The sequence below is a fragment of the Pseudomonas inefficax genome, assembly GCF_032164165.1.
In the GTDB taxonomy this organism is placed as follows: domain Bacteria; phylum Pseudomonadota; class Gammaproteobacteria; order Pseudomonadales; family Pseudomonadaceae; genus Aquipseudomonas; species Aquipseudomonas inefficax.
Genome location: NZ_CP134401.1, coordinates 1623777 through 1646148, shown reverse-complemented (window position 1 = coordinate 1646148; position 22372 = coordinate 1623777). Strand labels below are relative to the sequence as shown.

The following is a 22372-nucleotide window of genomic DNA, read 5'->3' as shown; positions in this document are numbered from 1 at the left end:
GAACCTCAGCTTCTGAAGCCTGTGTAGTACCTGTGGGAGCGGGTTTACCCGCGAAAAGGCCAGCAAGGGCAGCTCATTCCTTGCTGTCGAGCACCGGCCACTCGTTCACCAACGCCAACCACGCCTGCGCCGCCCGTGACAGATACGCCCCACGCCGCCAGATGAACGCGATATCCCACCGCAAATCCCCTGGCGAGCGCAGTGGCAAACGCACCACCCCGGGGCGCTCCAGCGCTTTCGCCACCACACGGGGCAGCAGCACCACGCCCTGGCCCGCCGCCACAAGTGCCGCGAGGAAGTCCGCCTGGCCACTGCGTCCGCCTTCCCTCGGGGTAAAACCCTCCTGCTGGCACGCCTTCAGTAGCCGATCGTTCAGCACGAAACTGCGCTGGTAAAGCAGGAACGGCGTATCGGCCAACTGCCGCAAGTCCACTCCGCCCTGGCCCGCAAGCTTGTGGCCGGCAGGCAAAACGGCATCCAGCGGTTCGTTGCAGAACGGCTGGTAGTCAAACGCCTCGTCACTGGGCGTCAGGCTGCCACCCAGTTCCAGCTCGCCACTCCTGACCGCCTGTTCGATGCTGCGGCTGCCGCCTTCGAGCAACTGGATCGCAATGTTCGGGTGACGCCGCCGATACTCGGCGAACAACCCGGCGAACAGCGCGTCGCTGCCCAGCATCGGCAAGCCCAGGCGCAGTTCACCGCGGCCCATCTGGCTGAGGTCGTCCAGTTCGCTGAGCAATGCCTGACGCTGGCGCAGCAAGGCTTCGCCGCGCTCCAGCACAATGCGCCCGGCAGCGGTCAGGTGCAGCTGCGAAGCCTGGCGTTCCAGCAGCGGCTGGCCCACATCTTGCTCCAGCTGGGCCACCTGTTTGCTCACCGCCGACTGGCTGATGTGCAGGGTCTGCGCCGCCTGGGTAAAACCGCCGCGGTGGACCACTTCGATAAAGCTGCGCAGCTGTTTGAATTCCATGATCGCAATTCCATTCTGGAATGGCATTCAGTCTAACAATTCGCTTTTGGCCTAGGTAGCCAAATCTTAAAATGAGGGCCTGTCGAGGAACCCCCCATGAAACCCGCGTTGTTGAAAAAAGCCCTGCGCCTGCTCGTCGAGCTGGCGATCCTCTGCGCACTGTTCCTGCTCGGTGGCCAGCTTGCCACTTGGCTGGGCTGGCCGATTCCTGGCGGCGTGATGGGCCTGGCATTGCTGCTGTTGCTGTTTGCCTCGGGTGTGCTCAAGCCGGCCATGCTGCAACTGGGTGCCGGCTGGCTGATGGCTGAGATGCTGTTGTTCTTCATCCCGGCGCTGATGAGCCTGCTCGATTACGGCGCCCTGATCCGTGACGAGGGCTGGCGTATTTTGCTGGTGATTGCCGTGAGCACCTTGATGGTAATGGTGGTGACCGCGTTGACCGTGGAACTGGTGTGCCGCTGGAGGTTGCGCCGTGAGCCTTGAACCCATGCCGCTGTTCTGGCTGGCCCTGACCTTGCTCGCGTACCTGGGCAGCCGCTGGTTGTACCGGCGCAGCGGGCGCTACCTGCTGTCGCCGCTGATCCTGGTGCCGGTTCTGTTGCTGGCGGTGGCCGTGCCGCTGCACACTGCCTATGCCGAATACGCCCGCAACACCCATTGGCTGATGAGCGTGCTTGGCCCGGTGACCGTGGCATTCGCGGTGCCGATCTGGCAGCAACGGGCCATGCTGGCGCGCCATTGGCCAGCTTTGATGGTGGGCATGGTCGCAGGCAGCAGCGCTTCGATTGCCAGTTCCTGGGGGTTGGCTCATATGTTGGCGCTCGACAGCGCGACCAGCCTGTCGCTGGTGCCGCGTTCGATCACCACGCCTTTTGCCATGCCATTGGCCCATGACCTGGGTGGCGTACCGGAGCTCACGGCGGTATTCGTGATGTTCACCGGCGTGCTGGGCGCCATGTTCGGCGGCGTGCTGCTGCGCTGGTTGCCGTTGCGCACGCCGCTGGCGCGGGGTGCGCTGTTCGGCGTCGGCGCCCATGGTGCCGGTGTCAGCCGGGCGCAGGAGGTAGGCCGCGAGGAAGGCTCGGTGGCTGGCCTGGTCATGGTCCTGACCGGGTTGTTGAACCTGTTCGCGGCACCGCTGCTGGCCATGCTGCTCTGACCGTTCGTGCCACTGACTCGCCAAGTCATCAAGCTGGCTGGAAACGCAAGTTCCAGCGCGTGGGCTGCTGGCTAGACTCAGCCTCGACATAGAGAGCACATGTAAGTGCCGAGGTGACATGCAATGACCGCAGCCTTGCTCTATTCCGCCGACACCACTTCACCGGGACCGTTCTGATGCCTATGGCCGAAATTCCATTGTGCGTCTGGCGTACCCGGGGACAGAGTTTCACTTTCCGGGGCCAGAGCATCCGCTACTGGACCGCAGGGCAAGGAGAGCCCCTGCTTCTGTTGCACGGCTTCCCCACTGCCAGCTGGGATTGGCACTACCTGTGGGGGCCTTTGGCCCAGCGCTTCAGGGTGATCGCCTGCGACATGCTCGGCTTTGGCGATTCGGCCAAACCGGTCGATCACGTGTACAGCTTGATGGAGCAAGCCGACCTGCAGCAGGCCTTGCTCGCCGAGCTGAAGGTCGACCAGCCGGTGCACCTGCTGGCTCATGACTACGGCGGCAGTGTGGCCCAGGAAATGCTGGCGCGGCATCATGAACAGCGCGCCAATATCGCCAGCTGCGTATTCCTCAATAGCGGGCTGTTCCCCGAAAGCTGTCGCATGTTGCTGATCCAGAAGCTGCTGCTCAGTCGCCTGGGCTGGCTGGTAGGGCGTTCGTTCGGGCGCGACGATCTGGTGCGCAACGTGACGCAGGTCTACGGCCCGTGCACCCACCCCAGTGAAAGCGCGCTGGATGACTTCTGGAGCCTGATCGCTGCCAACGGTGGCACGCGTATCCTGCACAAGCTGGTGGGTTACATGCCGGAGCGCAGGTTGCACCGCGACCGCTGGGTTGGTGCGATGCAGCACGAAGGCGTGCCGCTGCGCTTCATCAATGGCGTGGTCGACCCGCTGTCCGGCGCGCACATGGTGGAGCGCTACCGGCAACTGGTGCCCGAGCCGGACATAGTGCAGTTGCAGGGCGTCGGCCATTACCCGCATACCGAAGCGCCGGTGCAGGTGCTGCGCCATTACCTGACCTTTCGTGAACAACCTGTGAGCTATTTCCAGCAGAAAGTGGCGTGGTCCTGACAGGGCCCCACAACCATCGCGCTGCGTTATTGCCAGGCATTCAGCCTGCGTGAGCTTGATTGTTCGCCCGCCGCTGGCGGCGGACACTCGGCTGACCTGAACCTGCCTGGAGCCATGAGCATGAGCGAGCCTGTCCGTCTGCAAGATCGCGTGGTGATCGTCACCGGAGCCGGGGGCGGCCTGGGCCGTGCCCATGCGCTGCTGTTCGCCGCGCGTGGCGCCCGGGTGGTGGTCAATGACCTCGGCGGCTCCACCCACGGAGAAGGTGCCAGCGCCTCCGCCGCCGACCGGGTTGTAGAGGAGATCCGCGCCGCTGGTGGCAGTGCCATTGCCAACCATGACTCGGTCAGCCACGGCGCGCGTATTGTCGAGCAGGCCCTGGACAGCTTCGGCCGGGTCGATGTGCTGGTGAACAACGCCGGCATCCTGCGTGACAAGACCTTCCACAAGATGGAAGACAGCGACTGGGAGCAGGTGTATCAGGTGCATGTCGAGGGGGCTTACAAGGTCACCCGCGCCGCCTGGCCGCACCTGCGCGAGCAGAACTGGGGGCGGGTGATCTTCACCGCTTCCACGTCCGGCATCTACGGCAACTTCGGTCAGGCCAACTATGGCATGGCCAAGCTGGGCCTGTATGGGTTGACTCGTACCCTGGCAATCGAAGGGCGCAAGCACGGCATCCTGGTCAACGCCATCGCCCCCACGGGTGGCACCCGCATGACCGAAGGGCTGATCCCGCCCCAGGTGTTCGAGCGGCTCAAGCCTGAGCTGGTCAGCCCACTGGTGGTGTACCTGGGCAGCGAGCAGTGCCAGGGCAGCGGTGAGCTGTTCGAAGTGGGCGGCGGCTGGGTGGGCAAGGTGCGGTGGGAGCGCAGCCTGGGGGTAGGCTTCGATCCTCGCGAAGGCTTTACCCCGGAACAGGTGGCGGAGAACTGGGCACGGATTGGCGACTTCGACGGGGCAGTGCACCCACAGGACAGCTTGCAGGCGTTGCAGCAGATGATGGCGAACTTGCAAAAGTATCCGCTGGGCTGAAATTTTTATGCCTGTGCCGGCCTCTTCGCGGGTAAACCCGCTCCCACAGGTACACCACAAGCCTCTGGGGGAGTGATATCTCTGTGGGAGCGGGTTTACCCGCGAAGAGGCCAGCACAGGCGACGGAAATTTTTCAGGGCAAATAAAAAAGGCCGCTGCAAGCCGCAGCGGCCAATCGAGACGTCAGATCAAGGAGCTTCAAAATCTACGTCGGTGAACCTCGCAGGCCTGAAAGGCGGGGGGGAGAGCCCTTCATGCCGGCCAGTGAGTTAAGAATAAGCGCCTAATCCTGTAGGAAAAATAGCCGCTTATGACATTCACCTTTACGTTTCGGGCAATAGTGCCGCAGGCGCTCAGTCGGCGGGCGAGTACCCCATGCGCCAGCTGGTTTCCCGCGTTGCCGCCAGCAGCCGCTGCGCCGCCGGGCCATGCTCGTCGGCATGGAAGATCGACGTCGGCCCGACCACCGTCATCACCGCGGCGATCTGCCCCATGGCATTGAACACCGGGGCCGACAGCGCATCCACGCCCGGCATCAACAGCCCGTGCACATGGTGCAGGCCACGTTCGCGAATGCCCGCCAACACCGCCTGGTAGTCAGCGGCGTTGTGCTGCAGGGCGGCCAGTTCCCGGTCACGCAACTCCACGGTCTCGCGCTCGGGCAGGTAGGCGGCGAATACCAGCCCGGTGGACGATGTGAGCAGCGGCAGTACCGAGCCGATCTGCGTTACCACGGTGACCGCGCGTACTGCCGGCTCGATACTGACCACTGTCGCGCCCTGGTTGCCCCATACGGCAACGAAACAGCTCTCGTTAAGTTCATCGCGCAGCTGCGACAACGGCAACGCGGCAATCTTCAGCACATCGATGCTGCCCAGCGCCGCCAGCCCCACCCGCAGTGCCTCGCGCCCCAGGCCGTAATGGTTGGTGGCCGCATCCTGTTCGGCAAAACCGCTGGCGATCAATGCTTGCAAATAACGGTGCACCTTGCTCGCTGGCATCTGCACATGTTCCGCCAGGCGCGACAGGGAGGTGGACGGGGAGAGTTCGGCAAGGGCCTTGAGGATGTCGGTGCCGACCTCCGCCGAGCGGACTTTCTGCTTGCCGTTGTCGGCGGGGGAGCTGGCTTTGGCCATGGACATCTTCTTCCGGATTCGTCGAGTCGCGCCTTTATAGCTTGACGCATTGCCCGTAGCAAATTACGTTATTCGTAATCTGATTACGATAAAAACAATGCAGACGCGCTGCCACCCCGCCCCGGGCCAGCAGCCAGCTGCCAGCAACGGCTCGGTCAGAGCCCGGAGGCATCGATGAATCGCGATACGTCACCCGACCTTCACTACCTCAGCGGCTTCGGCAACGAGTTTGCCAGCGAAGCGCTGCCAGGGGCCCTGCCGGTCGGGCAGAACTCGCCGCAGAAGGCACCCTATGGGCTGTATGCCGAGCTGCTCTCGGGCACGGCGTTCACCATGACCCGCAGCGAGCTGCGCCGCACCTGGCTGTACCGTATTCGCCCGTCTGCCCTGCACCCGCGTTTCGAGCGCCTGGCGCGCCAGCCACTTACCGGCCCGCTGGGGGCCATCACCCCCAACCGCCTGCGCTGGAACCCCCAGCCGATCCCCGTCGAACCGACCGATTTCATCGAAGGCTGGCTGCCGATGGTGGCCAACGCCGCTGCGGAAAAACCGGCCGGCGTGAGCATCTACATCTACCGCGCCAACCGTTCCATGGAGCGGGTGTTCTTCAACGCCGACGGTGAACTGCTGCTGGTGCCGCAACAGGGCCGCCTGCGCCTTGCCACCGAGCTGGGGGTGATGGAAGTCGAGCCGCTGGAAATCGCGGTAATCCCGCGTGGCATGAAGTTCCGCGTCGAACTGCTCGACGGCGAGGCCCGCGGCTACATCGCCGAAAACCACGGCGCGCCGCTGCGCATCCCGGACCTGGGCCCGATCGGCAGCAACGGCCTGGCCAACCCGCGCGACTTCCTCACCCCGGTGGCGCACTACGAAGAGGCCAATGGCCCGGTGCAGCTGGTGCAGAAGTTCCTGGGCGAACACTGGGCCTGCGAACTGCAGCACTCGCCACTGGATGTGGTCGCCTGGCACGGCAGCAACGTGCCGTACAAGTACGACCTGCGCCGCTTCAACACCATCGGCACCGTCAGTTTCGACCATCCGGACCCGTCTATCTTCACCGTGCTGACCTCGCCGACCAGCGTGCATGGCCTGGCCAACATGGACTTCGTGATCTTCCCGCCACGCTGGATGGTGGCCGAGAACACCTTCCGTCCACCATGGTTCCACCGCAACCTGATGAACGAGTTCATGGGCCTGATCAACGGTGCCTACGACGCCAAGGCCGAGGGTTTCCTGCCGGGCGGTGCCTCGCTGCACGGGGTGATGAGCGCCCATGGCCCCGACGCCGAAACCTGCGAAAAGGCCATTGCCGCCGACCTGGCGCCGCACAAGATCGATAACACCATGGCCTTCATGTTCGAGACCAGCCAGGTGCTGCGCCCGAGCCTGCAAGCCCTTGAATGCCCGCAGTTGCAGGCCGACTACGATAGTTGCTGGGCCACCTTGCCGAGCACCTTCAACCCGAACCGGAGATAACCCATGAATCACACTGCCATTGCCCGTAGCTGGGTCGAGCACGCCAACGGGCACAGCGACTTCCCGCTGCAGAACCTGCCGCTGGGCATCTTCAGCCGGCCGGGTGAAGCCAGACGCTGTGGTGTGGCCATCGGCGACGCGATCCTCGACCTGGAAGCGGTGCTGGCCGCCGGCCTGTTCGACGGTGCCGCCAAGGCCGCTGTCGAGGCCACCCGTGGTGGGGTCTTGAACGCATTCTTCGCCCTCGGCCGCAGTGCCCGCGTTGCCCTGCGCGAGCGCCTGCTGGTACTGCTGGGCGAACACAGCGAGCACCAGGCGGCGCTGCAGGCCGCCCTGTACCCGGCCAGTGCCTGCCAGCTGCATGTACCGGCGCAGATCGGTGACTACACCGACTTCTACGTGGGCATCGAGCACGCCAAGAACGTGGGCAAGCTGTTCCGCCCCGACAACCCACTGCTGCCCAACTACAAGTACGTGCCGATCGGTTATCACGGCCGCGCCTCGACCATTCGCCCGTCCGGCACCGACGTGCGCCGGCCCAAGGGCCAGACCCTGCCGGCCGGGCACACCGAGCCAAGCTTCGGTCCCTGCGCGCGCCTGGACTATGAGCTGGAGCTGGGTATCTGGATCGGCCAGGGCAACGACATGGGCCAGGCGATCCCGGTAGGCGATGCCGCCGAGCACGTGGCCGGCCTGTGCCTGCTCAACGACTGGTCGGCGCGCGATATCCAGGCCTGGGAATACCAGCCGCTGGGGCCGTTCCTGTCCAAGAGCTTCATTACCAGCATCTCGCCCTGGGTGGTTACCGCCGAAGCGCTGGAACCGTTCCGCTGTGCCCAGCCGGCACGCCCGGAAGGTGACCCACAGCCACTGTCGTACCTGCTGGACAAGCGCGACCAGGCCGCCGGTGCTTTCGATATCGAGCTTGAGGTGCTGCTGCTGACCGAGCGCATGCGCGAGCAAGGCCTTGCCCCGCACCGCCTGGCCCTGAGCAATACCCGCAACATGTACTGGACCGTCGCGCAGCTGGTTGCGCATCACAGCGTCAACGGCTGCCAGCTGCAACCGGGCGACCTGTTCGGTTCGGGCACGCTGTCGGGCGCCACGCCAGGTTCGTTCGGCAGCCTGCTGGAGATCACCGAAGGCGGCAAGCAGCCGGTGGAACTGGCCAGTGGCGAGGTGCGCAAGTTCCTCGAAGACGGCGACGAGATCATCCTGCGTGCCCGCTGCGCGCGTGATGGCGTGGCCAGCATCGGTTTCGGCGAATGCCGCGGCACGGTCATCGCCGCCAACTGAGGAGGCAAGGGCATGGAGCTGTACACCTATTACCGTTCCACCTCGTCCTACCGGGTGCGCATTGCCCTGAAACTGAAGGGGCTGGCCTACCAGTCCTTGCCGGTCAACCTGTTGCAGGGTGAGCAGCGCGGTGCGGGCTACGTCGCGGTCAACCCGCAGGGCCGCGTGCCGGCCTTGCGCACCGATGGCGGTGAGCTGCTGGTGCAGTCGCCGGCGATCATCGAGTACCTGGAAGAGGTTTATCCACAGCCCGCGCTGCTGCCTGCCACGGCCGAGGCGCGCGCCAAGGTGCGGGGCGTGGCGGCGATCATCGGCTGCGACATCCACCCGCTGCACAACGTCAGCGTGCTCAACCGGCTGCGCCAGGCCGGCCAGGACGAGAGCCAGGTCAACCAGTGGATTGGCCACTGGATCAGCCAGGGGCTGGCGGCAGTGGAGCAACTGATTGGCGATCACGGCTTCTGCTTCGGTGATGACCCGGGCCTGGCGGATATCTACCTGATCCCGCAGCTGTACGCGGCTGAACGCTTCAATATCGACCTCGACAGCTACCCGCGGATCCTGCGGGTTGCCGCGCTGGCGGCGGGGCACCCGGCGTTCGTCCAGGCCCATCCTGCCCGGCAGCCGGACAGCCCGGCTCAGTGAATGGAACGGTTCGTCGCCGGAAGCTTGCCGATACGTTCGGACAGTTTCAGGCGCTGAACCGGGTCCTCTGTCAGCAATAACGCATGCTCCAGGTCGAAGCGCTCGGCCTGTGGGCAATCCAGATGCTGGTAGAGCGAAGCACGGGTCACATAGTCACTGACCTGCACCGGGCCAAGTTGCATGACCCGCTCGGCATCGATCAGCGCCGCCAGGTGGTTGTCGTTGCTGATATGCAACTGGCGCAGGTTGCGTGACAGGCGTTGCAGCATCTGCAGCGGGCTGGCACTGCGCATGTGCTCGGCAGTCAGCGCTACGTGCGGGCCAAACTGGCGAGCCAGCAGCTCACGGCAATCGTTGGGGTACAGGCGCCGGCCGCCACAGGGGTCGAGCAGATGATCGGCACCCGGCACGCGCACCAGGAAATGGCCCGGGAAACCTACGCCCTCAAGGGGAATGGACAGGCGCCGGGCCAGTTCCAGGGCGAGGATGGCCAGGGTCAGCGGTTGGCCACGGCGGCGCTGCAGCACTTTGTCCATCATCGCGGCATGCGGGCGTAGCGGGTGGTGTTCATCCTGCTGGAAGCCCAGGGCATTGAGTTGGCGCAGCAGTGGCTGGGCCAGTTCGCACAGCGGCAGCATCGGCAGGTTGGCGCTGATCTCGCGCTGCAGGCCATGCAGCATGGCAAGGCTGTCCGCGGGCTCGACGCTTCGGTCGTGCTCGGCGGCAATCCATAATGCGGCTTCCAGCAGGGCGACGGGCTCGCGTTCCAGGCAGGCCAGGCAGGCTTGACGTGGCTTCATGGGGGCATCTCCACACACGCTTGAGTATTAGCCGCAGCCGGCGGTTTCGTCCAGTGGTCCGGCGGCGGCGCCAGCCCAAGGGCCGCGCCTATACTGGAAGGAGCACCTCGTAGGGGAGCCTGTCGATGTTCGCGCTGATGCAAAGCACCCGAACCCAGTCGCTGCACCTGTTCACCGACCCGCCCACCGGCCTGAAGGCCGTGGTGGCGATCCACAGCGAGCAGTTGGGCCCGGCCATGGGCGGTTGCCGCTACCTGCCTTATGCCGATGATGAAAGCGCCATGATCGATGCCATTCGCCTGGCCCAGGGCATGAGCTACAAGGCGGCGCTGGCCGGCCTGCCACTGGGGGGCGGCAAGGCGGTGATCATGCGCAACCCGCATGTGGAAAACCGTGCTGCGCTGTTCGAGGCCTTTGGCCGCTTCATCGACACCTTGCAAGGGCGCTTCATCATCGCCGTGGACAGTGGCACCTCGACCCTGGACATGGACTGCATTGCCCAGAGTACTCCGCATGTGACCAGCACCACGGCCTCGGGTGACCCCTCACCGCATGCGGCGATGGGGGTTTTTGCCGGCATTCGTGCGACCACTTCGTTCCGCCTTGGCAGTGATGACCTGCAAGGGCTGCGGGTGGCGGTGCAAGGGCTGGGCAATGTCGGTTATGCGCTGGCGGAGCAACTGCATGCGGCGGGTGCGGACCTGCTGGTGAGTGATCTGGACCCTGGGCGGGTGCGGCTGGCGGTGGAGCAGTTCAATGCCCATCCGGTGACCAACGATGCGTTGATCAGCACCCCTTGCGACATCTTTGCCCCTTGCGGCGTGGGGCCGGTGTTGAACGGGCAGAGCGTGATGCAGTTGCGTTGCGCGGCAGTGGCGGGGGCGGCCAACAATCAGCTGACCACTTTGCAGGTAGCCGACCAGCTGGAATCGCGCGGGATACTGTATGCCCCCGATTACGTGATCAATGCCGGCGGGCTGATCTACGTGGCACTTACCCATCGTGGCGAAGACCTGGGTACCATCACTGCGCACCTGGCGCGGATACCTTCACGGCTGACCGAAGTGTTTGGCCATGCCCAGGCAGAGAAGCGCTCGCCGGCGCGGGTTGCGCAGATGCTGGCGGAGCGGTTGCTCTACGGCTGAGGGTTGATACTGGCTTTGCTGGCCTCTTCGCGGGCAAGCCCGCTCCCACAGGTATCGCACAGGTCTTGAACATTGTGGAGTACCTGTGGGAGCGGGTTTACCCGCGAAGCAGGCGCCGCCGACATCACTCGGCAGCGCCACCCTCGAGCAACTCGGCCAACGCATCCGGCTGGCTCTTGAACGCCCGGGCGAACACATCGCGGTTTTTGGCCATGTAGATACCGGCTTCCTCGACCTGTTTCTCGCTCAGCGAAGGCACTGCCTTGTGCAGTACTTCGGCCAGACGCTCGGCCAGTTCGAGCATCTTGTCGTGACGGTCTGCTTCGGCCTTATCCATGAACAAGCGCTCCGGGTCGCGGCTGCTGCGGTATACCACTTCGACGGCCATTCATCACCTCTATGCCTTTTGCTGGTTGCGTTTCGATTTACTGTATCTATATACAGTAATGGCAATGTTGATTGCTTCGCAAGCAGAAATTGTAGCGTGGTGCAGAGGGCTTACTGCTTCATGCCCAACTCAGCATCATCCATCAGCGCCTTGGCCATCGCGCTCAAGTAATGCGCAGCCCAGATCATCATCGGTTTCTCGTCCATCAGGCCGGTGATGGTCAGTTCGCGTACATAGCCCATCAGCTCTGAGGACTGCTCGCGGGCGTCCCGGCAAGGGATGCCTGGCTCGATACGGAAGAGTGGGTGGGTACCGTTTTCACCTTGGAAGAAGATGGTTTTGCCGACGGTGAATTGGGTGTCTTCTGTAGTCATTTTTGAATCCCCTCAAAATTCTCGACTGCCTGAACGGGCCCTTTCGCGGGTGAACCCGCTCCCACAGGTACTGCATCTACCTCAAAGGCCTGTGGAGATCCTGTGGGAGCGGGTTTACCCGCGAAGAGGCCAGCCCAGACAACGCAACACTCAAACCTCAGTGCAAAGTCCGAGGCTCAGCGGGCATCTGCATCTGAACCAGTGCCGACTCAAGCAAAGCCCGCAACGTCTCCAGCTCATGCATTGAGGTCATCATCAAAATCGATGCCGGCGACTTGGGCTGAAGCAACAAGGCCTGATGCACCACGGTGGCTGCGCACAACGCATAGTCCGTAGCCTGGATCAGGGTGTCTTCAAGGAAATGGGGTGTGTGGGGTGGATCGGGGACTACTTTCAGCATGATTAAGGCCTGTTCAAAGTTGGGGCCACCGCCTCCTGCTGTCAAACAGGAAGGCGGCAGCTGTGCATGGGTTGACAGACCGGTGAACAGAACCAAAAGCCGGCGCACACGAGGTGCCCCATGACAGCTGCCATAAAGGCAAAGCCATGTGGTTAGTTCAGGGCGGCCTGTCAAAGCCGGTCGCTGATTGGCAGCGACGATCCGAGACTAGTGCTCATCCCCGAACACCACAATGGCAGGGAGTATCTTTGGGAAATGCCCTGCAAGGAAGGGGTTAAATCTGATTTTCTCCAGCGCATGGCCGTGTTTCTGGCAACTTGCCACGCCTCAACGTGCCTTGCGGCAATCGGTCGCCTTCCAAGCCAGGGGCCTGGCCCTTTAACTGCATGGCACAAGCGTCACACCGGTGACGCATCATCCTTCAAGACGTATCGGGGAATGGAACATCGTGAACACCAAATGGGCAGAAAAGCTGCGCAAGGGCCTGCATGGCTCCGCCGACTCGCTGGGCAACCTGTGCGTCGAGGCATTCCATTACCTGGCATTGTTCGGGATTGGCGCGATCACTGCCTATGCGGCGGTGATGACCTTCATCGACATGCTCGGCAAGGGCGGGGTCAGTGTCGATGACATCCTGCTGCTGTTCATCTACCTGGAGCTGGGGGCGATGGTCGGGATCTACTTCAAGACCAATCACATGCCGATCCGCTTCCTGCTGTACGTGGCCATCACCGCGCTGACCCGCCTGCTGATCGGCGATGTCTCGCACCACAAGGCGCCGGACGCAGGGCTGCTGTACGTGTGCGGCGGCATCCTGTTGCTGGCGTTCTCGATCCTGGTGGTGCGCTACGCCTCCTACCGCTACCCCTCGACCAAGGCGCTGGACGCCAACGGCAAGGAAGTGGAAGAGGGCAAGTAAGCCTCAGTTGGCGACGAAGTGGCGCGGCTCCTGGCGGGCATCGCGGGTCAGCGCGGCCAGCACCTGCATGGGGTTCTGGCTATGCTCGATGGCCAAGCCCAGGCGAATGCTGTCGATCACCCGCTGCAGGCGCACCGGATCATTGCGCTGAGCTTGGGTGATGAGCCGCTTGGCGACCACGCCGGCGTCGTCTGACAGGGTCAGCATGATGCTGCCGTCGAGGTTGGTGATGCTCAGGTTGACCCGGTATTCGGGGGCGAATGCAGCACTGATTCGTTCGAATGGGTTGTTCATGGTCTTGCTTCTGCGGTGAATGACTGCAGAGGTTGACCGGCGCGAACGCCAGTTGGTTCAGCGCCATTGATCGACCCAAACGAAAACGCCCGGCACGAGGCCGGGCGTTGTCTGCGGTGCCGATCAGGCGTCCGGGTCACTCAGCTCCAAGGCGCCGCGCTTGCTGCGCAGCTTGCCGTAGAAGTGTTCCAGCGCGTGGTTGAGCTTGGTGGCGGCGCCATCGACCGCCTGGTCCAGCGAAGTGGCGGTGTGGGTCACGGAAATCGGTTGGTGGCCTTTGGGGCGAGCCTCCATCTGGCAGCGTTTGTCATGCGGTCCGGGCTTGGCGCCGTTCTCGTCGCGCAGGTGAACCTCGATGCGGGTGAGGTCGTCTTCGTAACGTTCCAGCGAGTTCTGCAGTGTGCTGCGGACCCACTGGTCGAGCCGGGCGTTGCCTTCGAAATGGTTGCTGCTGTTGACCTGGATTTGCATGATTCAATCCTTATTCAGCTTGCTCGCATGGAGACGCGCCTAGGCCTTTGAGACCCTTGGTATTTCTGCGTCTCTTGACTCTAAGGTCAGGCAACGGCGAAACGAATTCAAGCCCTTTTTGAAAATAAATTTCTTGTTGCATTCAGGGCGGCAGGCGGCTCATCGCTCGGCCTTTGCTTATGAGAATTGAAATCATTATTATTGCAGGCCCGAAAACGCCCGGACCTTCGCCATGACGCGCAAAACTGCCGGTCTCTCGCCCAGCTATCGCCTGGCCGTGGCTTCACGCAGCCTGGCCGCGCTGCTGGGCGGCTACCTGCTGGCGTCTGCGGCCAGCGTTTGCATTGCCCTGGTTGCGCCGCTGCCACGGGTCGATGCCACGCTCACCGGCCTGCTGCTGTCATTCGTCTTCTACCTGCTGGCGTTCATCTGGTGCTTTGCCTGCCGCAGCGCTTTGCGCGCCTGGCTGGGCGTGTTGGCGCCAAGCGTGCTGCTGGGGGGGATCAGCGGGTTGGCCTACTGGATGAAAAACCCATGAAAGAAGGCTTCCGCCAGGCCATGGCCTGGCTGCACACCTGGACCGGCCTGATCTTCGGCTGGCTGTTGTTTGCCATCTTCCTCACCGGCACGCTGTCGTATTTCAAGGAAGAAATCACCCACTGGTCGCAGCCTGAGGTGCGCAGCCATGCCCTGGAGCCGACCCATAGCCTGGAGGTGGCCCAGCGTTACCTGCAGGACAATGCCGGGCATTCGGGCACCTGGCTGATCCGCATGCCCAACGCGCGCGAGGCCGCCCTGAGCGTGGGCTACCGCGACCCCAATGGCGGGCCACGCGGCTTCGTCACCAAGACCCTCGATACCCAGACCGGCCGACCGGTAGAGGCTCGCGACAGCCGCGGTGGCGAGTTTTTCTACCGCTTCCACTTCCAGCTGCAGATGCCATACCCCTTCGGCCGCTGGCTGTCTACGTTCTGCGCCTTGATCATGCTGCTGGGGCTGGTTACCGGCATCATCACTCACAAGAAAATCTTCAAGGAGTTCTTCACCTTCCGCCCCGGCAAGGGCCAGCGCTCCTGGCTGGATGGGCACAACGCCATTGGCGTGCTGGTGCTGCCGTTCCACCTGATGATCAGCTACAGCAGCCTGGTGCTGTTCATGTACATGGTGATGCCGGCTGGCATCATGGCCGGCTACGGCAATGACACCGGCAAGTACTTCAACGACCTGTTCGGCCGTAACGATGCGCCCAAGGCGGCCCACGTGGCCGCGCCGCTGGTACCGTTGCCGAGCCTGTACGCCAAGGTGCAGGACCTGCAACCGGGCGCGCGTATCGGCCGTATCCAGGTAGAGAACGCCGGCGACAGCAATGCCCGCGTCACCTTCACCCAGTCCGCGGCCGATCATGTGGCCTATCGGCGCAGCGCCAACTGGACCTTCGATGGCGCCAGCGGTGTGCTGCTGAGCCAGGGCAAGCCGGAGAGCGGTGTCATGATGACCGCCTTCAGCTTTGCCGGCCTGCACATGGGCAACTTCGCCGGGCCTTGGCTGCGCTGGCTGTACTTCTTCTTTGGCTTGGCCGGTACCGCGGTGATCGGCACCGGGCTGGTGATGTGGCTGGGCAAACGCCAGCTCAAGCATGCCGGGAGCGAACGCCTGCCGGGCGAACTGCGCCTGGTCGAAGTGCTCAATATCGCCAGCATGAGCGGTCTGCTGCTGGCCGTGGCGGGCTTCTTCTGGGCCAACCGCCTGATCCCGATGGGGGTCGAAGGCCGAGCCGACTGGGAGGTCAACGCCTTCTTCATCGCCTGGGGCCTGTCGCTGGTACACGCTGTGCTGCGTAGCGGGCGCCGGGCCTGGGGCGAGCAACTGGCACTGGGCGCGCTGGCCTTTGCCTTGCTGCCGCTGCTCAACGGCCTGACCACCGGCCAGGGCCTGAATCATTCGCTGCCGGCGGGTGACTGGGCCATGGCCGGCTTCGACCTGACAGCGCTGGGCACCGGCCTGTTCCTGGGCTGGCTGGCCGGCAAGATGTTGCGCAGCCCGAAGCCTGTGGCCAAGCGGGCCCCTCGTGCAGCAAAGAAGCCAAGCACTGAAACGGCGGAGGCGAGCTGATGCTGGGTAATGCGCTGATCGCTTACGCCGGCTTCGTTGCCCTGTGCCTAGCGATGGAGAAACACTTCGTCGACCTGCTCGGGCGCAAGCCGCGCCACGGGCAGTTGCGCCTGTTGCGCAGCGCCGGCTGGCTGCTGCTGGTGCTGTCGCTGGTGCTGAGCGTGCACCTGCGTGGCTGGGCCCATGGCCTGGTGGAGTGGACCGCAGTGATGATGGCCGGGGTGACCCTGTGGGTGTTCGGCCTGCCATACCAGCCCCGCCTGTTGCTGGGCCTGGCCGCCGCCAGCGTGGTGCTGGGGCCGTTACTGGCCGTGTTCGCCGCGTGAGCCGATGAGCGAGCCGGGCGACATGACCGAGGTGGATGCCGAAAGCGGCGGTGGGCGTGCGCGCTTCGTCCAGGTGTTCCAGGCCCAGCGGGCGCGCATGGAGGCGCTGGTGAGCCGCCGGGTCGGCTGCCGGGCCACGGCATCGGACCTGGTCCAGGAACTGTTCCTGCGCTTCTGGCGTCGGCCCGAGGTCAAGGTCGAGGCGCTGGATACCTACCTGCTGCGTTGCGCCGGCAACCTGGCCATCGACCACCTGCGCAGCGAGGGTAGCCGCGAACGCGTGGCCGAAGCTGTGCTGCCGCTGGGCGAGGTGGCGATGGCCCAGGCCCCGGAGCAGGCCGTGGAGGTCGATCACGACTTGCAACGCATCGATGCTGCCTTGCGCGCCTTGCCCGAGCGCACGCGACAGATTTTCCTGCTCAACCGTATCCATGGCTGCAAGTACGGCGAGATCGCCAAGGCCATGCAGCTGTCCCAGAGTGCTGTGGAAAAGCATATGATGCGCGCCCTCGAAGCGTGCAAGGCGAGTGTTGCCGAGCCCGCGACCACCCCACGCCGGCCAGGGAGTGCCCGTCGATGAGCCGTTTACCGCCGATCACCGAGGCGCAATCCCGGGCTGCACTGCAATGGCTTAGCCGCATCAACGAGCAGCCTGCGCAAGCCGAGGGCGCGGCGTTCAAGCGATGGCTGCTGGCTGACCCTGGGCACCGTGAGGCCTACGCCCAGGCCCAGGCGCTGTGGCTGAACAGCGCCGCCCCGGCGGCGCGCCTGGCCGCTGAAGACCAGGCAAACCTGCAACGTTACCTGGATGCGATGGCCAGGCCGCCGGCCGGGCGCCCCTGGCTGCAACGGGTCGCGGCGCTGGCGGTGGCCGCGTGCCTGGTAATGGCCGTTGGCGTAGCCGGTGGTTGGCGCCCGGGCCTGTGGCTGCAGGACCTGCAGGCCGACTACAGCAGTGCTGATCAAGTTCGCCAAGTGACCTTGGCCGACCAGTCACAAGTGACGCTGGATGCAGGGAGCGCGATTGCAGTCGATTTTGTGCAGGGCGAGCGCCGTGTGCGGTTGTTGCATGGCGCGGCATTCTTCCAGGTCACGCATACCGGCGCGCCGTTCCTGGTGGAAGCCGCCGGTGGCGAGGTGCGTGTGCTCGGCACCCAGTTCGAGGTGCGCGAGCGGGGCGAGGGCGCCCAGGTCACGGTGCGCAGCGGGCGGGTGGCGGTGAGCCCGGCACCAGGCGCCGCAGCGCGTGAACTGACGGCCAACCAGCAGGCGGCCTATGCTGCCGGCCGAGTCGGCGACACCCTGGTGGTGGACAGCGACAACCGCCTGGCATGGCGCCAGGGCTGGCTGAATTACTACCAGGTGCCGCTGGCGCAGGTGGTCGAGGACCTGGGGCGTTATTACCCGGGGCGCATCCTGTTGCTCGATGATGAGTTGGGGCAGCGCAAGGTCAGTGGCAGTTTCCCCGTGGCCGAGCCGTTGCTGGCGCTGGATTCGCTGGGCAAGGTGATGGGCTTTTCGCGGCAGACAGTGCTGGGGCGGTTGACTGTCATCCGGTAGTCGCCTGTGCCGGCCTCTTCGCGGGTGAACCCGCTCCCACAGGAAGGGCGCAAGTTTCAAATCCTGTGCAGTACCTGTGGGAGCGGGTTCACCCGCGAAGAGGCCCGCACAGGCAAAAATATTTTCAGATAGCGGGTGAGGTAACAGGACGTGGCATCCGTGTAATGAGTGGAAGTGCGATTCATTCGCAGTCATATCCCTCTCACAGGTCAGCGTCCATGAAGTTCACCCCGCGTTGCGTCCCTCTCTGGTTCGGCCTTTGCGCGCTCCCGGCATTCACTGTTGCCCCCCTGGCCTGCGCCGCCGAGCAACAGCAGGCGTATACCTTCGCCCAGCCGGCGCAACCCTTGGCCCAGGCACTCGATGCCTTCAGCCGCACCACAGGCCAGAGCGTGGTCTACACCTTGGAACTACCTGGCCTGCAGGCGCCAGCGCTGAACGGCAGGTTCAGCGCCGAACACGCTCTGCAACAGCTGCTGGCCACTACCGGGCTGGCCTGGCGCCGCGTCGATGCACGCACCTTCACCGTCGAAGCGGTGGACACCTCCGGTGCCCTCAACCTGCAGGCCATCACCGTGACCTCGCAACTGGACGACTACAGCTACCAGCCACCGGCTACCGCCTCGATCATGCGCGGGCAGGGCCCTAGCCAGGACATCCCCCAGGCGATCAACGTGGTACCGGCCCAGGTCATCCGGGACCAGGCCCCCCGCAACCTCGATGACGCCCTGGCCAATGTCAGCGGCATCACCCAGGGCAACAATTTCGGTGGCACCTCCGACACGGTGATGAAGCGCGGCTTCGGCGACAACCGCGACGGCTCGATCATGCGCGATGGCATGCCCATCGTGCAGGGCCGCAGCCTCAACGCCAGCACCGAGCGGGTCGAAGTGCTCAAGGGCCCGGCCTCGCTGCTGTACGGCATCCAGGACCCGGGCGGGGTGATCAACGTGGTCAGCAAGCGCCCGCAACTCGAGCAGTACAACGCCCTGAACGTGCGCGGGTCCACCTACGGCAGCGGCAAGAACGGCAGCGGTGGCGGCTTCGACAGTACCGGCGCGCTGGGCGACAGCAACTTTGCCTATCGCTTGATCGTCGACCACGAAGATGAGGACTACTGGCGCAACTACGGCGTGCACCGTGAGTCGCTGGTGGCGCCGTCGCTGGCCTGGCTGGGCGAAGACACCCAGGTGGTCCTGGCCTACGAGCACCGCGAGTTTCTCTACCCCTTCGACCGTGGCACGGCGTTCGGCAGCAACGGCCACCCGCTGGACATCCCTGCCACGCGTCGCCTGGACGAGCCTTTCAACGACATGGAAGGGCGTTCCGACCTGTACCGTCTGGAAGTCGACCACCAGCTGGCCGATGACTGGAAGCTGCACTTCGGCTACAGCTTCAACCGCGAAACCTATGATGCCAGCCAGGTGCGGGTGACCGGCGTGAATGAAAAAAGCGGCACGCTGTCGCGCAGCATCGACGGCACCCACAACGCCATGAGCCGTGACCAGTTCGCCACGCTGAGCCTGGCCGGCAATGTGGAACTGGCCGGGATGCAGAACGACCTGCTGTTCGGTGTCGATCATGAAGACCGCAAGATCTTTCGCGGCGACCTGATCCGGCAGACGGCACAATCCACCTTCAGCTATGTGAACCCGGTCTACGGCCAGGAAGTGGAGGGCACAACGGTAAAGGCCAGTGACAGCGACCAGACCGATAAGCTGCGCACTGATGCACTGTTCGTGCAGGACGCGCTGCACCTGGACGAACACTGGATCCTGGTGGCCGGTGCGCGCTTCCAGCAGTACGACCAGTACGCTGGCCGTGGCCGACCGTTCAAGGCCAACACCGACATCAGTGGTCAGGCCTGGGTGCCGCATGCCGGTATCGTCTACAAGGTCGATGACCAGCTGTCCTTCTATGGTAGCTACAGCGAGTCGTTCAAGCCCAACTCGACGATCGCGCCGCTGACCGGCAATGTGGTGCTTGACTCGTCGGTGGCGCCAGAGGAAGGGAAGTCGTGGGAGCTGGGGGCCAAGCTCGACATGCCAGGCCGCGTTACCGGCACTCTGGCGCTGTTCGACATTACCAAGCGCAACGTGCTGGTTTCCGACTTTGATGCCAGCACCCGCGAGACTGTGTACAGCAATGCCGGGGAGGTCAGCTCGCGGGGTGTCGAACTGGACCTGACTGGCCAGCTCAGCGACCGCTGGAGCCTGATTGGCAGCTATGCCTTCACCGATGCCAAGGTGACCAAGGACCCTGATCTACAGGGCAACCGCCTGCAGAACGTAGCCCGGCACAGTGGTTCGCTGTCGGCGGTGTATGACTACGGCAGCCTGTTCGGCGGCGACCGGTTGCGTCTTGGCGCTGGGGCACGCTACGTAGGCGAGCGGGCTGGTAACTCGACCAACACCTTCGACCTGCCGTCCTATACCGTGGCCGATGCCTTTGCCAGCTACGAGACCCGGCTCGATGAGCACAAGGTGCTGTTGCAGCTGAACGTGAAGAACCTGTTCGACAAGGTTTACTACAGCTCGGCGGTGAACCAGTACTTTGTCGCTATCGGGGATGCGCGGCAGGTGAGTTTGTCCAGTACCTTCGAGTTCTAGGCCAGCCTGTACCGGCCTCTTCGCGGCTAAAGCCGCTCCCACAGGTACTGCACTGCCCTTGAGGTTGGCGCGGCCCCTGTGGGAGCGGCTTTAGCCGCGAATGGCCGAACGGTACTCGCCAGGCGTTGCACCGACTGCCTGGCGGAACCGGTTGCTGAAATGGCTGGCACTGGCAAACCCGCACGACAGGGCAATCTCCCCCAGCGGCATCACCCCCAACCGCAACAGCTGACAAGCCCGATGTAGCCGCCGGGCCAGCAGATATTGATGCGGCGGCAGCCCGAAACTGGCGCGGAACATGCGCGCAAAGTGGTATTCGGACAGGTTGCAGCGCACGGCCAGTTCACCCAGGGTGATGGGCTGGTCAAGGTGCGCTTCGATGTAGTCGACCATTTGCCGGCGCAGGCTCGGAGCCAGCCCGCCTTTCAGGCGCAGGCCCTGGCGCAGCCCGACCTGGTTGAGTAGCGCATGGTCGACGATATCGTGCGCCAGGCTGCTGGCCAGCAAGCGTTCACCAGGTTCGTCCCAGTCCAGGGTTATCAGCTGGCGAAAGCGCTTGGCCTGCTGCGGGTCATCAAGAAAGGTCGCTTCCTGCAGTTGCAGCTCACGCGGTTCTCGGTCGAGCAGGCGCACGCAGCCCAGGGCAAATTGGGCCTCGCTGACATACAGGTGTGCCAGGCGGATCGCGCCATTGACCACCCAGTTCGATTCATGCCCGGCCGGCATCACGCACAGCTTGTCGGGTGCCCCTTTGTCGCCGGGACGCTGGCGACGAAAAGTGCCGGTGCCGTCGGCGATGTAGCACGACAGGGTGTGATGGCTCGGTGCCTGGTAATCGCGGGCATCGTCGCGGTTGCTCCACAGCGCCGCTGCCAGCCCGTCGCCCAGGTGCGCGCTCAGCTCCAGCCGGGCGTGGGGCGAGGCGTGCATGGCGTTGAACACTTGCAGCTGGGTAAGTGGGGTCATGGGCGGTTCCTCTTGCCAGCCATCCTACTGCGCCTTGGCCAGGCTTACAGCCATCAGCGGGACAAATGCGCAAGTTTGTGCAAGCGCGTGGGTGTTCGACAGGAGAACACTGAAATGCCTCGGCGAGGGCTGCGCCCTCGATTCGCGGGTGAACCCGCTCCCACAGGGACCGCGCCAGCTTCGAGAGCAGCACGGTCCCTGTGGGAGCGGCTTTAGCCGCGAAGCGCCGGGCACCGAACTTGAAAGGCCCAAGGAACCGCCACCATGAACCTGTCACTCTACCTGCTCACTGTCCTGATCTGGGGCACCACCTGGATCGCCCTGAAACTCCAGTTGGGCGTGGTCGCCATTCCGGTCTCGATTGTCTACCGCTTCGCCCTGGCCGGGCTGATCCTGTTCGCCTTCCTGCTGCTCACCCGGCGCCTGCAGCCGATGAACCGGCGTGGCCACCAGATCTGCCTGGCCCAGGGCCTGTGCCTGTTCTGCGTCAACTTCATCTGCTTCCTCAGCGCCAGCCAGTGGATTGCCAGCGGCCTGATCGCCGTGGTGTTCTCCACCGCAACCCTGTGGAACGCGCTCAACGCGCGGATCTTCTTCGGCCAGAAGATCGCCAGCAATGTGCTTGGCGGTGGCGCCCTGGGGTTACTTGGCCTGGGCCTGCTGTTCTGGCCGGAGCTGGCGCACCATGCGGCCAGCCGCGAAACCCTGTACGGCCTCGGCCTGGCCCTGCTCGGCACGCTGTGCTTCTCTGCCGGCAACATGCTGTCGAGCATGCAGCAGAAGGCCGGGCTCAAACCCATGACCACCAATGCCTGGGGCATGGTCTACGGGGCGGTGATGCTGGCGGTGTTCTGCGTGGTCAGCGGCGTGCCGTTCAGCATGGAATGGAACGTGCGGTACATCGGCTCGTTACTGTACCTGGTGGTGCCGGGCTCGGTGATCGCCTTTACCGCCTACCTTACCCTGGTCGGGCGCATGGGGCCGGAGCGGGCGGCGTACTGCACGGTGCTGTTCCCGTTGGTGGCGCTGAATGTGTCGGCGGTGGCTGAGGGGTATCAGTGGACGGCACCGGCCTTGTTGGGGCTGGTGGCGGTGATGGCGGGGAATGTGCTGGTGTTTCGCAAGCCCAAGGCCAGGGCGGCTGAGGGTGTTGTGGTGGCCAAATAGATATGAAGGGTTGCCTGTGCCGGCCCTTTCGCGGGTAAACCC

25 protein-coding genes are annotated in these 22372 nt (G+C 64.2%); 16 read left to right on the top strand and 9 right to left on the bottom strand.

Going from position 1 to position 22372, the window contains the following annotated elements:
* Positions 1-73 precede the first annotated feature (73 nt).
* Positions 74-970: a LysR family transcriptional regulator gene (locus RIN61_RS07370; protein ID WP_112250170.1), complete on the bottom strand. Its 897-nt coding sequence runs from the start codon at positions 968-970 to the stop codon at positions 74-76.
* A gap of 96 nt (positions 971-1066) precedes the next feature.
* Between RIN61_RS07370 and RIN61_RS07365 the strand changes: the two genes are divergently transcribed.
* From RIN61_RS07365 to RIN61_RS07350, 4 genes are all read left to right on the top strand, one after another.
* Complete coding sequence (locus tag RIN61_RS07365) at positions 1067-1453, top strand: CidA/LrgA family protein (protein WP_112250172.1); 387 nt, start codon at positions 1067-1069, stop codon at positions 1451-1453.
* Positions 1443-2129, top strand: coding sequence for an LrgB family protein (locus RIN61_RS07360; RefSeq protein ID WP_024087732.1), 687 nt, complete (start codon positions 1443-1445; stop codon positions 2127-2129). Before RIN61_RS07365 ends, RIN61_RS07360 begins: the two co-directional genes overlap by 11 nt.
* A 176-nt stretch (positions 2130-2305) precedes the next feature.
* Positions 2306-3211 carry an alpha/beta fold hydrolase gene (locus RIN61_RS07355; protein WP_112250174.1) on the top strand — a complete coding sequence of 302 codons (906 nt, stop codon included), beginning with the start codon at positions 2306-2308 and terminating at the stop codon, positions 3209-3211.
* Between the two features lie 120 nt (positions 3212-3331).
* Positions 3332-4246 (top strand): SDR family oxidoreductase, encoded by a 915-nt coding sequence (locus RIN61_RS07350; protein WP_112250175.1) that lies wholly within the window; start codon positions 3332-3334, stop codon positions 4244-4246.
* Between the two features lie 353 nt (positions 4247-4599).
* Here the strand turns inward: RIN61_RS07350 and RIN61_RS07345 are convergent, their stop codons facing one another.
* The gene (locus RIN61_RS07345) at positions 4600-5382 is read right to left on the bottom strand and encodes an IclR family transcriptional regulator (protein WP_112250177.1); all 783 of its coding nucleotides are present in this window, start codon (positions 5380-5382) and stop codon (positions 4600-4602) included.
* A 174-nt stretch (positions 5383-5556) separates the two neighbouring features.
* Here RIN61_RS07345 and hmgA point away from each other — a divergent pair, with 174 nt between their 5' ends.
* Genes hmgA through maiA form a run of 3 tightly spaced genes read left to right on the top strand, consistent with a single transcriptional unit; the run spans position 5557 to position 8799 of the window.
* Complete coding sequence (gene hmgA, locus RIN61_RS07340; protein WP_112250179.1) at positions 5557-6858, top strand: homogentisate 1,2-dioxygenase; 1302 nt, start codon at positions 5557-5559, stop codon at positions 6856-6858.
* Positions 6859-6861: 3 nt separating this feature from the next.
* On the top strand, positions 6862-8154 hold the full coding sequence (gene fahA, locus RIN61_RS07335; protein ID WP_112250180.1) for a fumarylacetoacetase: 1293 nt from the start codon (positions 6862-6864) through the stop codon (positions 8152-8154).
* Between the two features lie 12 nt (positions 8155-8166).
* On the top strand, positions 8167-8799 hold the full coding sequence (gene maiA, locus RIN61_RS07330; RefSeq protein ID WP_313856478.1) for a maleylacetoacetate isomerase: 633 nt from the start codon (positions 8167-8169) through the stop codon (positions 8797-8799).
* On the opposite strand, the gene RIN61_RS07325 is transcribed toward maiA, so the two are convergent.
* The gene (locus RIN61_RS07325; RefSeq protein ID WP_112250184.1) at positions 8793-9599 is read right to left on the bottom strand and encodes a SirB1 family protein; all 807 of its coding nucleotides are present in this window, start codon (positions 9597-9599) and stop codon (positions 8793-8795) included. The genes maiA and RIN61_RS07325 overlap by 7 nt on opposite strands.
* 125 nt (positions 9600-9724) lie before the next feature.
* Between RIN61_RS07325 and RIN61_RS07320 the strand changes: the two genes are divergently transcribed.
* Positions 9725-10744, top strand: a complete 1020-nt coding sequence (locus RIN61_RS07320) for a Leu/Phe/Val dehydrogenase (RefSeq protein WP_313856477.1) — start codon at positions 9725-9727, stop codon at positions 10742-10744.
* A 124-nt stretch (positions 10745-10868) separates the two neighbouring features.
* On the opposite strand, the gene RIN61_RS07315 is transcribed toward RIN61_RS07320, so the two are convergent.
* The 3 genes from RIN61_RS07315 to RIN61_RS07305 form a co-directional block, all read right to left on the bottom strand.
* Complete coding sequence (locus RIN61_RS07315; protein ID WP_112250189.1) at positions 10869-11132, bottom strand: YebG family protein; 264 nt, start codon at positions 11130-11132, stop codon at positions 10869-10871.
* A 110-nt stretch (positions 11133-11242) separates the two neighbouring features.
* On the bottom strand, positions 11243-11506 hold the full coding sequence (locus tag RIN61_RS07310) for a DUF3077 domain-containing protein (RefSeq protein ID WP_112250191.1): 264 nt from the start codon (positions 11504-11506) through the stop codon (positions 11243-11245).
* Positions 11507-11663: 157 nt separating this feature from the next.
* Positions 11664-11906 carry a hypothetical protein gene (locus tag RIN61_RS07305; protein WP_252378687.1) on the bottom strand — a complete coding sequence of 81 codons (243 nt, stop codon included), beginning with the start codon at positions 11904-11906 and terminating at the stop codon, positions 11664-11666.
* Positions 11907-12354: 448 nt separating this feature from the next.
* Between RIN61_RS07305 and RIN61_RS07300 the strand changes: the two genes are divergently transcribed.
* Positions 12355-12825 (top strand): phosphate-starvation-inducible protein PsiE, encoded by a 471-nt coding sequence (locus RIN61_RS07300; protein ID WP_112250195.1) that lies wholly within the window; start codon positions 12355-12357, stop codon positions 12823-12825.
* Positions 12826-12828: 3 nt separating this feature from the next.
* Here the strand turns inward: RIN61_RS07300 and RIN61_RS07295 are convergent, their stop codons facing one another.
* Both RIN61_RS07295 and RIN61_RS07290 read right to left on the bottom strand, forming a co-directional pair.
* Positions 12829-13119 (bottom strand): DUF3509 domain-containing protein, encoded by a 291-nt coding sequence (locus RIN61_RS07295; RefSeq protein WP_112250197.1) that lies wholly within the window; start codon positions 13117-13119, stop codon positions 12829-12831.
* A gap of 123 nt (positions 13120-13242) precedes the next feature.
* Positions 13243-13590, bottom strand: a complete 348-nt coding sequence (locus RIN61_RS07290; protein WP_003260689.1) for an HPF/RaiA family ribosome-associated protein — start codon at positions 13588-13590, stop codon at positions 13243-13245.
* A gap of 232 nt (positions 13591-13822) precedes the next feature.
* Between RIN61_RS07290 and RIN61_RS07285 the strand changes: the two genes are divergently transcribed.
* The 6 genes from RIN61_RS07285 (at position 13823) to RIN61_RS07260 (ending at position 20197) form a co-directional block, all read left to right on the top strand.
* Complete coding sequence (locus tag RIN61_RS07285; RefSeq protein WP_112250199.1) at positions 13823-14128, top strand: DUF3649 domain-containing protein; 306 nt, start codon at positions 13823-13825, stop codon at positions 14126-14128.
* Complete coding sequence (locus tag RIN61_RS07280) at positions 14125-15702, top strand: PepSY-associated TM helix domain-containing protein (RefSeq protein ID WP_112250201.1); 1578 nt, start codon at positions 14125-14127, stop codon at positions 15700-15702. Before RIN61_RS07285 ends, RIN61_RS07280 begins: the two co-directional genes overlap by 4 nt.
* Positions 15702-16028, top strand: a complete 327-nt coding sequence (locus RIN61_RS07275) for a DUF3325 domain-containing protein (RefSeq protein WP_112250203.1) — start codon at positions 15702-15704, stop codon at positions 16026-16028. The genes RIN61_RS07280 and RIN61_RS07275 overlap by 1 nt, the downstream gene beginning before the upstream one ends.
* A 4-nt stretch (positions 16029-16032) precedes the next feature.
* Positions 16033-16608, top strand: coding sequence for an RNA polymerase sigma factor (locus tag RIN61_RS07270; protein ID WP_252378686.1), 576 nt, complete (start codon positions 16033-16035; stop codon positions 16606-16608).
* Positions 16605-17588 carry a FecR family protein gene (locus RIN61_RS07265; RefSeq protein ID WP_313856467.1) on the top strand — a complete coding sequence of 328 codons (984 nt, stop codon included), beginning with the start codon at positions 16605-16607 and terminating at the stop codon, positions 17586-17588. The genes RIN61_RS07270 and RIN61_RS07265 overlap by 4 nt, the downstream gene beginning before the upstream one ends.
* Positions 17589-17806: 218 nt before the next feature.
* Positions 17807-20197 (top strand): TonB-dependent siderophore receptor, encoded by a 2391-nt coding sequence (locus tag RIN61_RS07260; RefSeq protein ID WP_313856465.1) that lies wholly within the window; start codon positions 17807-17809, stop codon positions 20195-20197.
* A gap of 90 nt (positions 20198-20287) precedes the next feature.
* On the opposite strand, the gene RIN61_RS07255 is transcribed toward RIN61_RS07260, so the two are convergent.
* On the bottom strand, positions 20288-21163 hold the full coding sequence (locus RIN61_RS07255; protein ID WP_112250211.1) for a helix-turn-helix domain-containing protein: 876 nt from the start codon (positions 21161-21163) through the stop codon (positions 20288-20290).
* 264 nt (positions 21164-21427) lie between these two features.
* On the opposite strand from RIN61_RS07255, the gene RIN61_RS07250 reads away from it, so the two are divergent.
* Positions 21428-22330 (top strand): DMT family transporter, encoded by a 903-nt coding sequence (locus RIN61_RS07250; protein WP_112250213.1) that lies wholly within the window; start codon positions 21428-21430, stop codon positions 22328-22330.
* Positions 22331-22372 lie beyond the last annotated feature (42 nt).

Excerpts from the sequence above, each read along its gene's own strand:
- RIN61_RS07345 (WP_112250177.1), bottom strand. The coding sequence starts at position 5,382 with ATGGCCAAAGCCAGCTCCCCCGCCGACAACGGCAAGCAGAAAGTCCGC.
- maiA (WP_313856478.1), top strand. The coding sequence starts at position 8,167 with ATGGAGCTGTACACCTATTACCGTTCCACCTCGTCCTACCGGGTGCGC.
- RIN61_RS07250 (WP_112250213.1), top strand. The coding sequence starts at position 21,428 with ATGAACCTGTCACTCTACCTGCTCACTGTCCTGATCTGGGGCACCACC.
- RIN61_RS07285 (WP_112250199.1), top strand. The coding sequence starts at position 13,823 with ATGACGCGCAAAACTGCCGGTCTCTCGCCCAGCTATCGCCTGGCCGTG.
- RIN61_RS07265 (WP_313856467.1), top strand. The coding sequence starts at position 16,605 with ATGAGCCGTTTACCGCCGATCACCGAGGCGCAATCCCGGGCTGCACTG.
- RIN61_RS07370 (WP_112250170.1), bottom strand. The coding sequence starts at position 970 with ATGGAATTCAAACAGCTGCGCAGCTTTATCGAAGTGGTCCACCGCGGC.
- RIN61_RS07350 (WP_112250175.1), top strand. The coding sequence starts at position 3,332 with ATGAGCGAGCCTGTCCGTCTGCAAGATCGCGTGGTGATCGTCACCGGA.
- RIN61_RS07280 (WP_112250201.1), top strand. The coding sequence starts at position 14,125 with ATGAAAGAAGGCTTCCGCCAGGCCATGGCCTGGCTGCACACCTGGACC.
- RIN61_RS07325 (WP_112250184.1), bottom strand. The coding sequence starts at position 9,599 with ATGAAGCCACGTCAAGCCTGCCTGGCCTGCCTGGAACGCGAGCCCGTC.
- fahA (WP_112250180.1), top strand. The coding sequence starts at position 6,862 with ATGAATCACACTGCCATTGCCCGTAGCTGGGTCGAGCACGCCAACGGG.
- RIN61_RS07320 (WP_313856477.1), top strand. The coding sequence starts at position 9,725 with ATGTTCGCGCTGATGCAAAGCACCCGAACCCAGTCGCTGCACCTGTTC.
- hmgA (WP_112250179.1), top strand. The coding sequence starts at position 5,557 with ATGAATCGCGATACGTCACCCGACCTTCACTACCTCAGCGGCTTCGGC.
- RIN61_RS07260 (WP_313856465.1), top strand. The coding sequence starts at position 17,807 with ATGAAGTTCACCCCGCGTTGCGTCCCTCTCTGGTTCGGCCTTTGCGCG.
- RIN61_RS07255 (WP_112250211.1), bottom strand. The coding sequence starts at position 21,163 with ATGACCCCACTTACCCAGCTGCAAGTGTTCAACGCCATGCACGCCTCG.
- RIN61_RS07295 (WP_112250197.1), bottom strand. The coding sequence starts at position 13,119 with ATGAACAACCCATTCGAACGAATCAGTGCTGCATTCGCCCCCGAATAC.
- RIN61_RS07290 (WP_003260689.1), bottom strand. The coding sequence starts at position 13,590 with ATGCAAATCCAGGTCAACAGCAGCAACCATTTCGAAGGCAACGCCCGG.
- RIN61_RS07275 (WP_112250203.1), top strand. The coding sequence starts at position 15,702 with ATGCTGGGTAATGCGCTGATCGCTTACGCCGGCTTCGTTGCCCTGTGC.
- RIN61_RS07355 (WP_112250174.1), top strand. The coding sequence starts at position 2,306 with ATGCCTATGGCCGAAATTCCATTGTGCGTCTGGCGTACCCGGGGACAG.
- RIN61_RS07305 (WP_252378687.1), bottom strand. The coding sequence starts at position 11,906 with ATGCTGAAAGTAGTCCCCGATCCACCCCACACACCCCATTTCCTTGAA.
- RIN61_RS07365 (WP_112250172.1), top strand. The coding sequence starts at position 1,067 with ATGAAACCCGCGTTGTTGAAAAAAGCCCTGCGCCTGCTCGTCGAGCTG.
- RIN61_RS07315 (WP_112250189.1), bottom strand. The coding sequence starts at position 11,132 with ATGGCCGTCGAAGTGGTATACCGCAGCAGCCGCGACCCGGAGCGCTTG.
- RIN61_RS07310 (WP_112250191.1), bottom strand. The coding sequence starts at position 11,506 with ATGACTACAGAAGACACCCAATTCACCGTCGGCAAAACCATCTTCTTC.
- RIN61_RS07270 (WP_252378686.1), top strand. The coding sequence starts at position 16,033 with ATGAGCGAGCCGGGCGACATGACCGAGGTGGATGCCGAAAGCGGCGGT.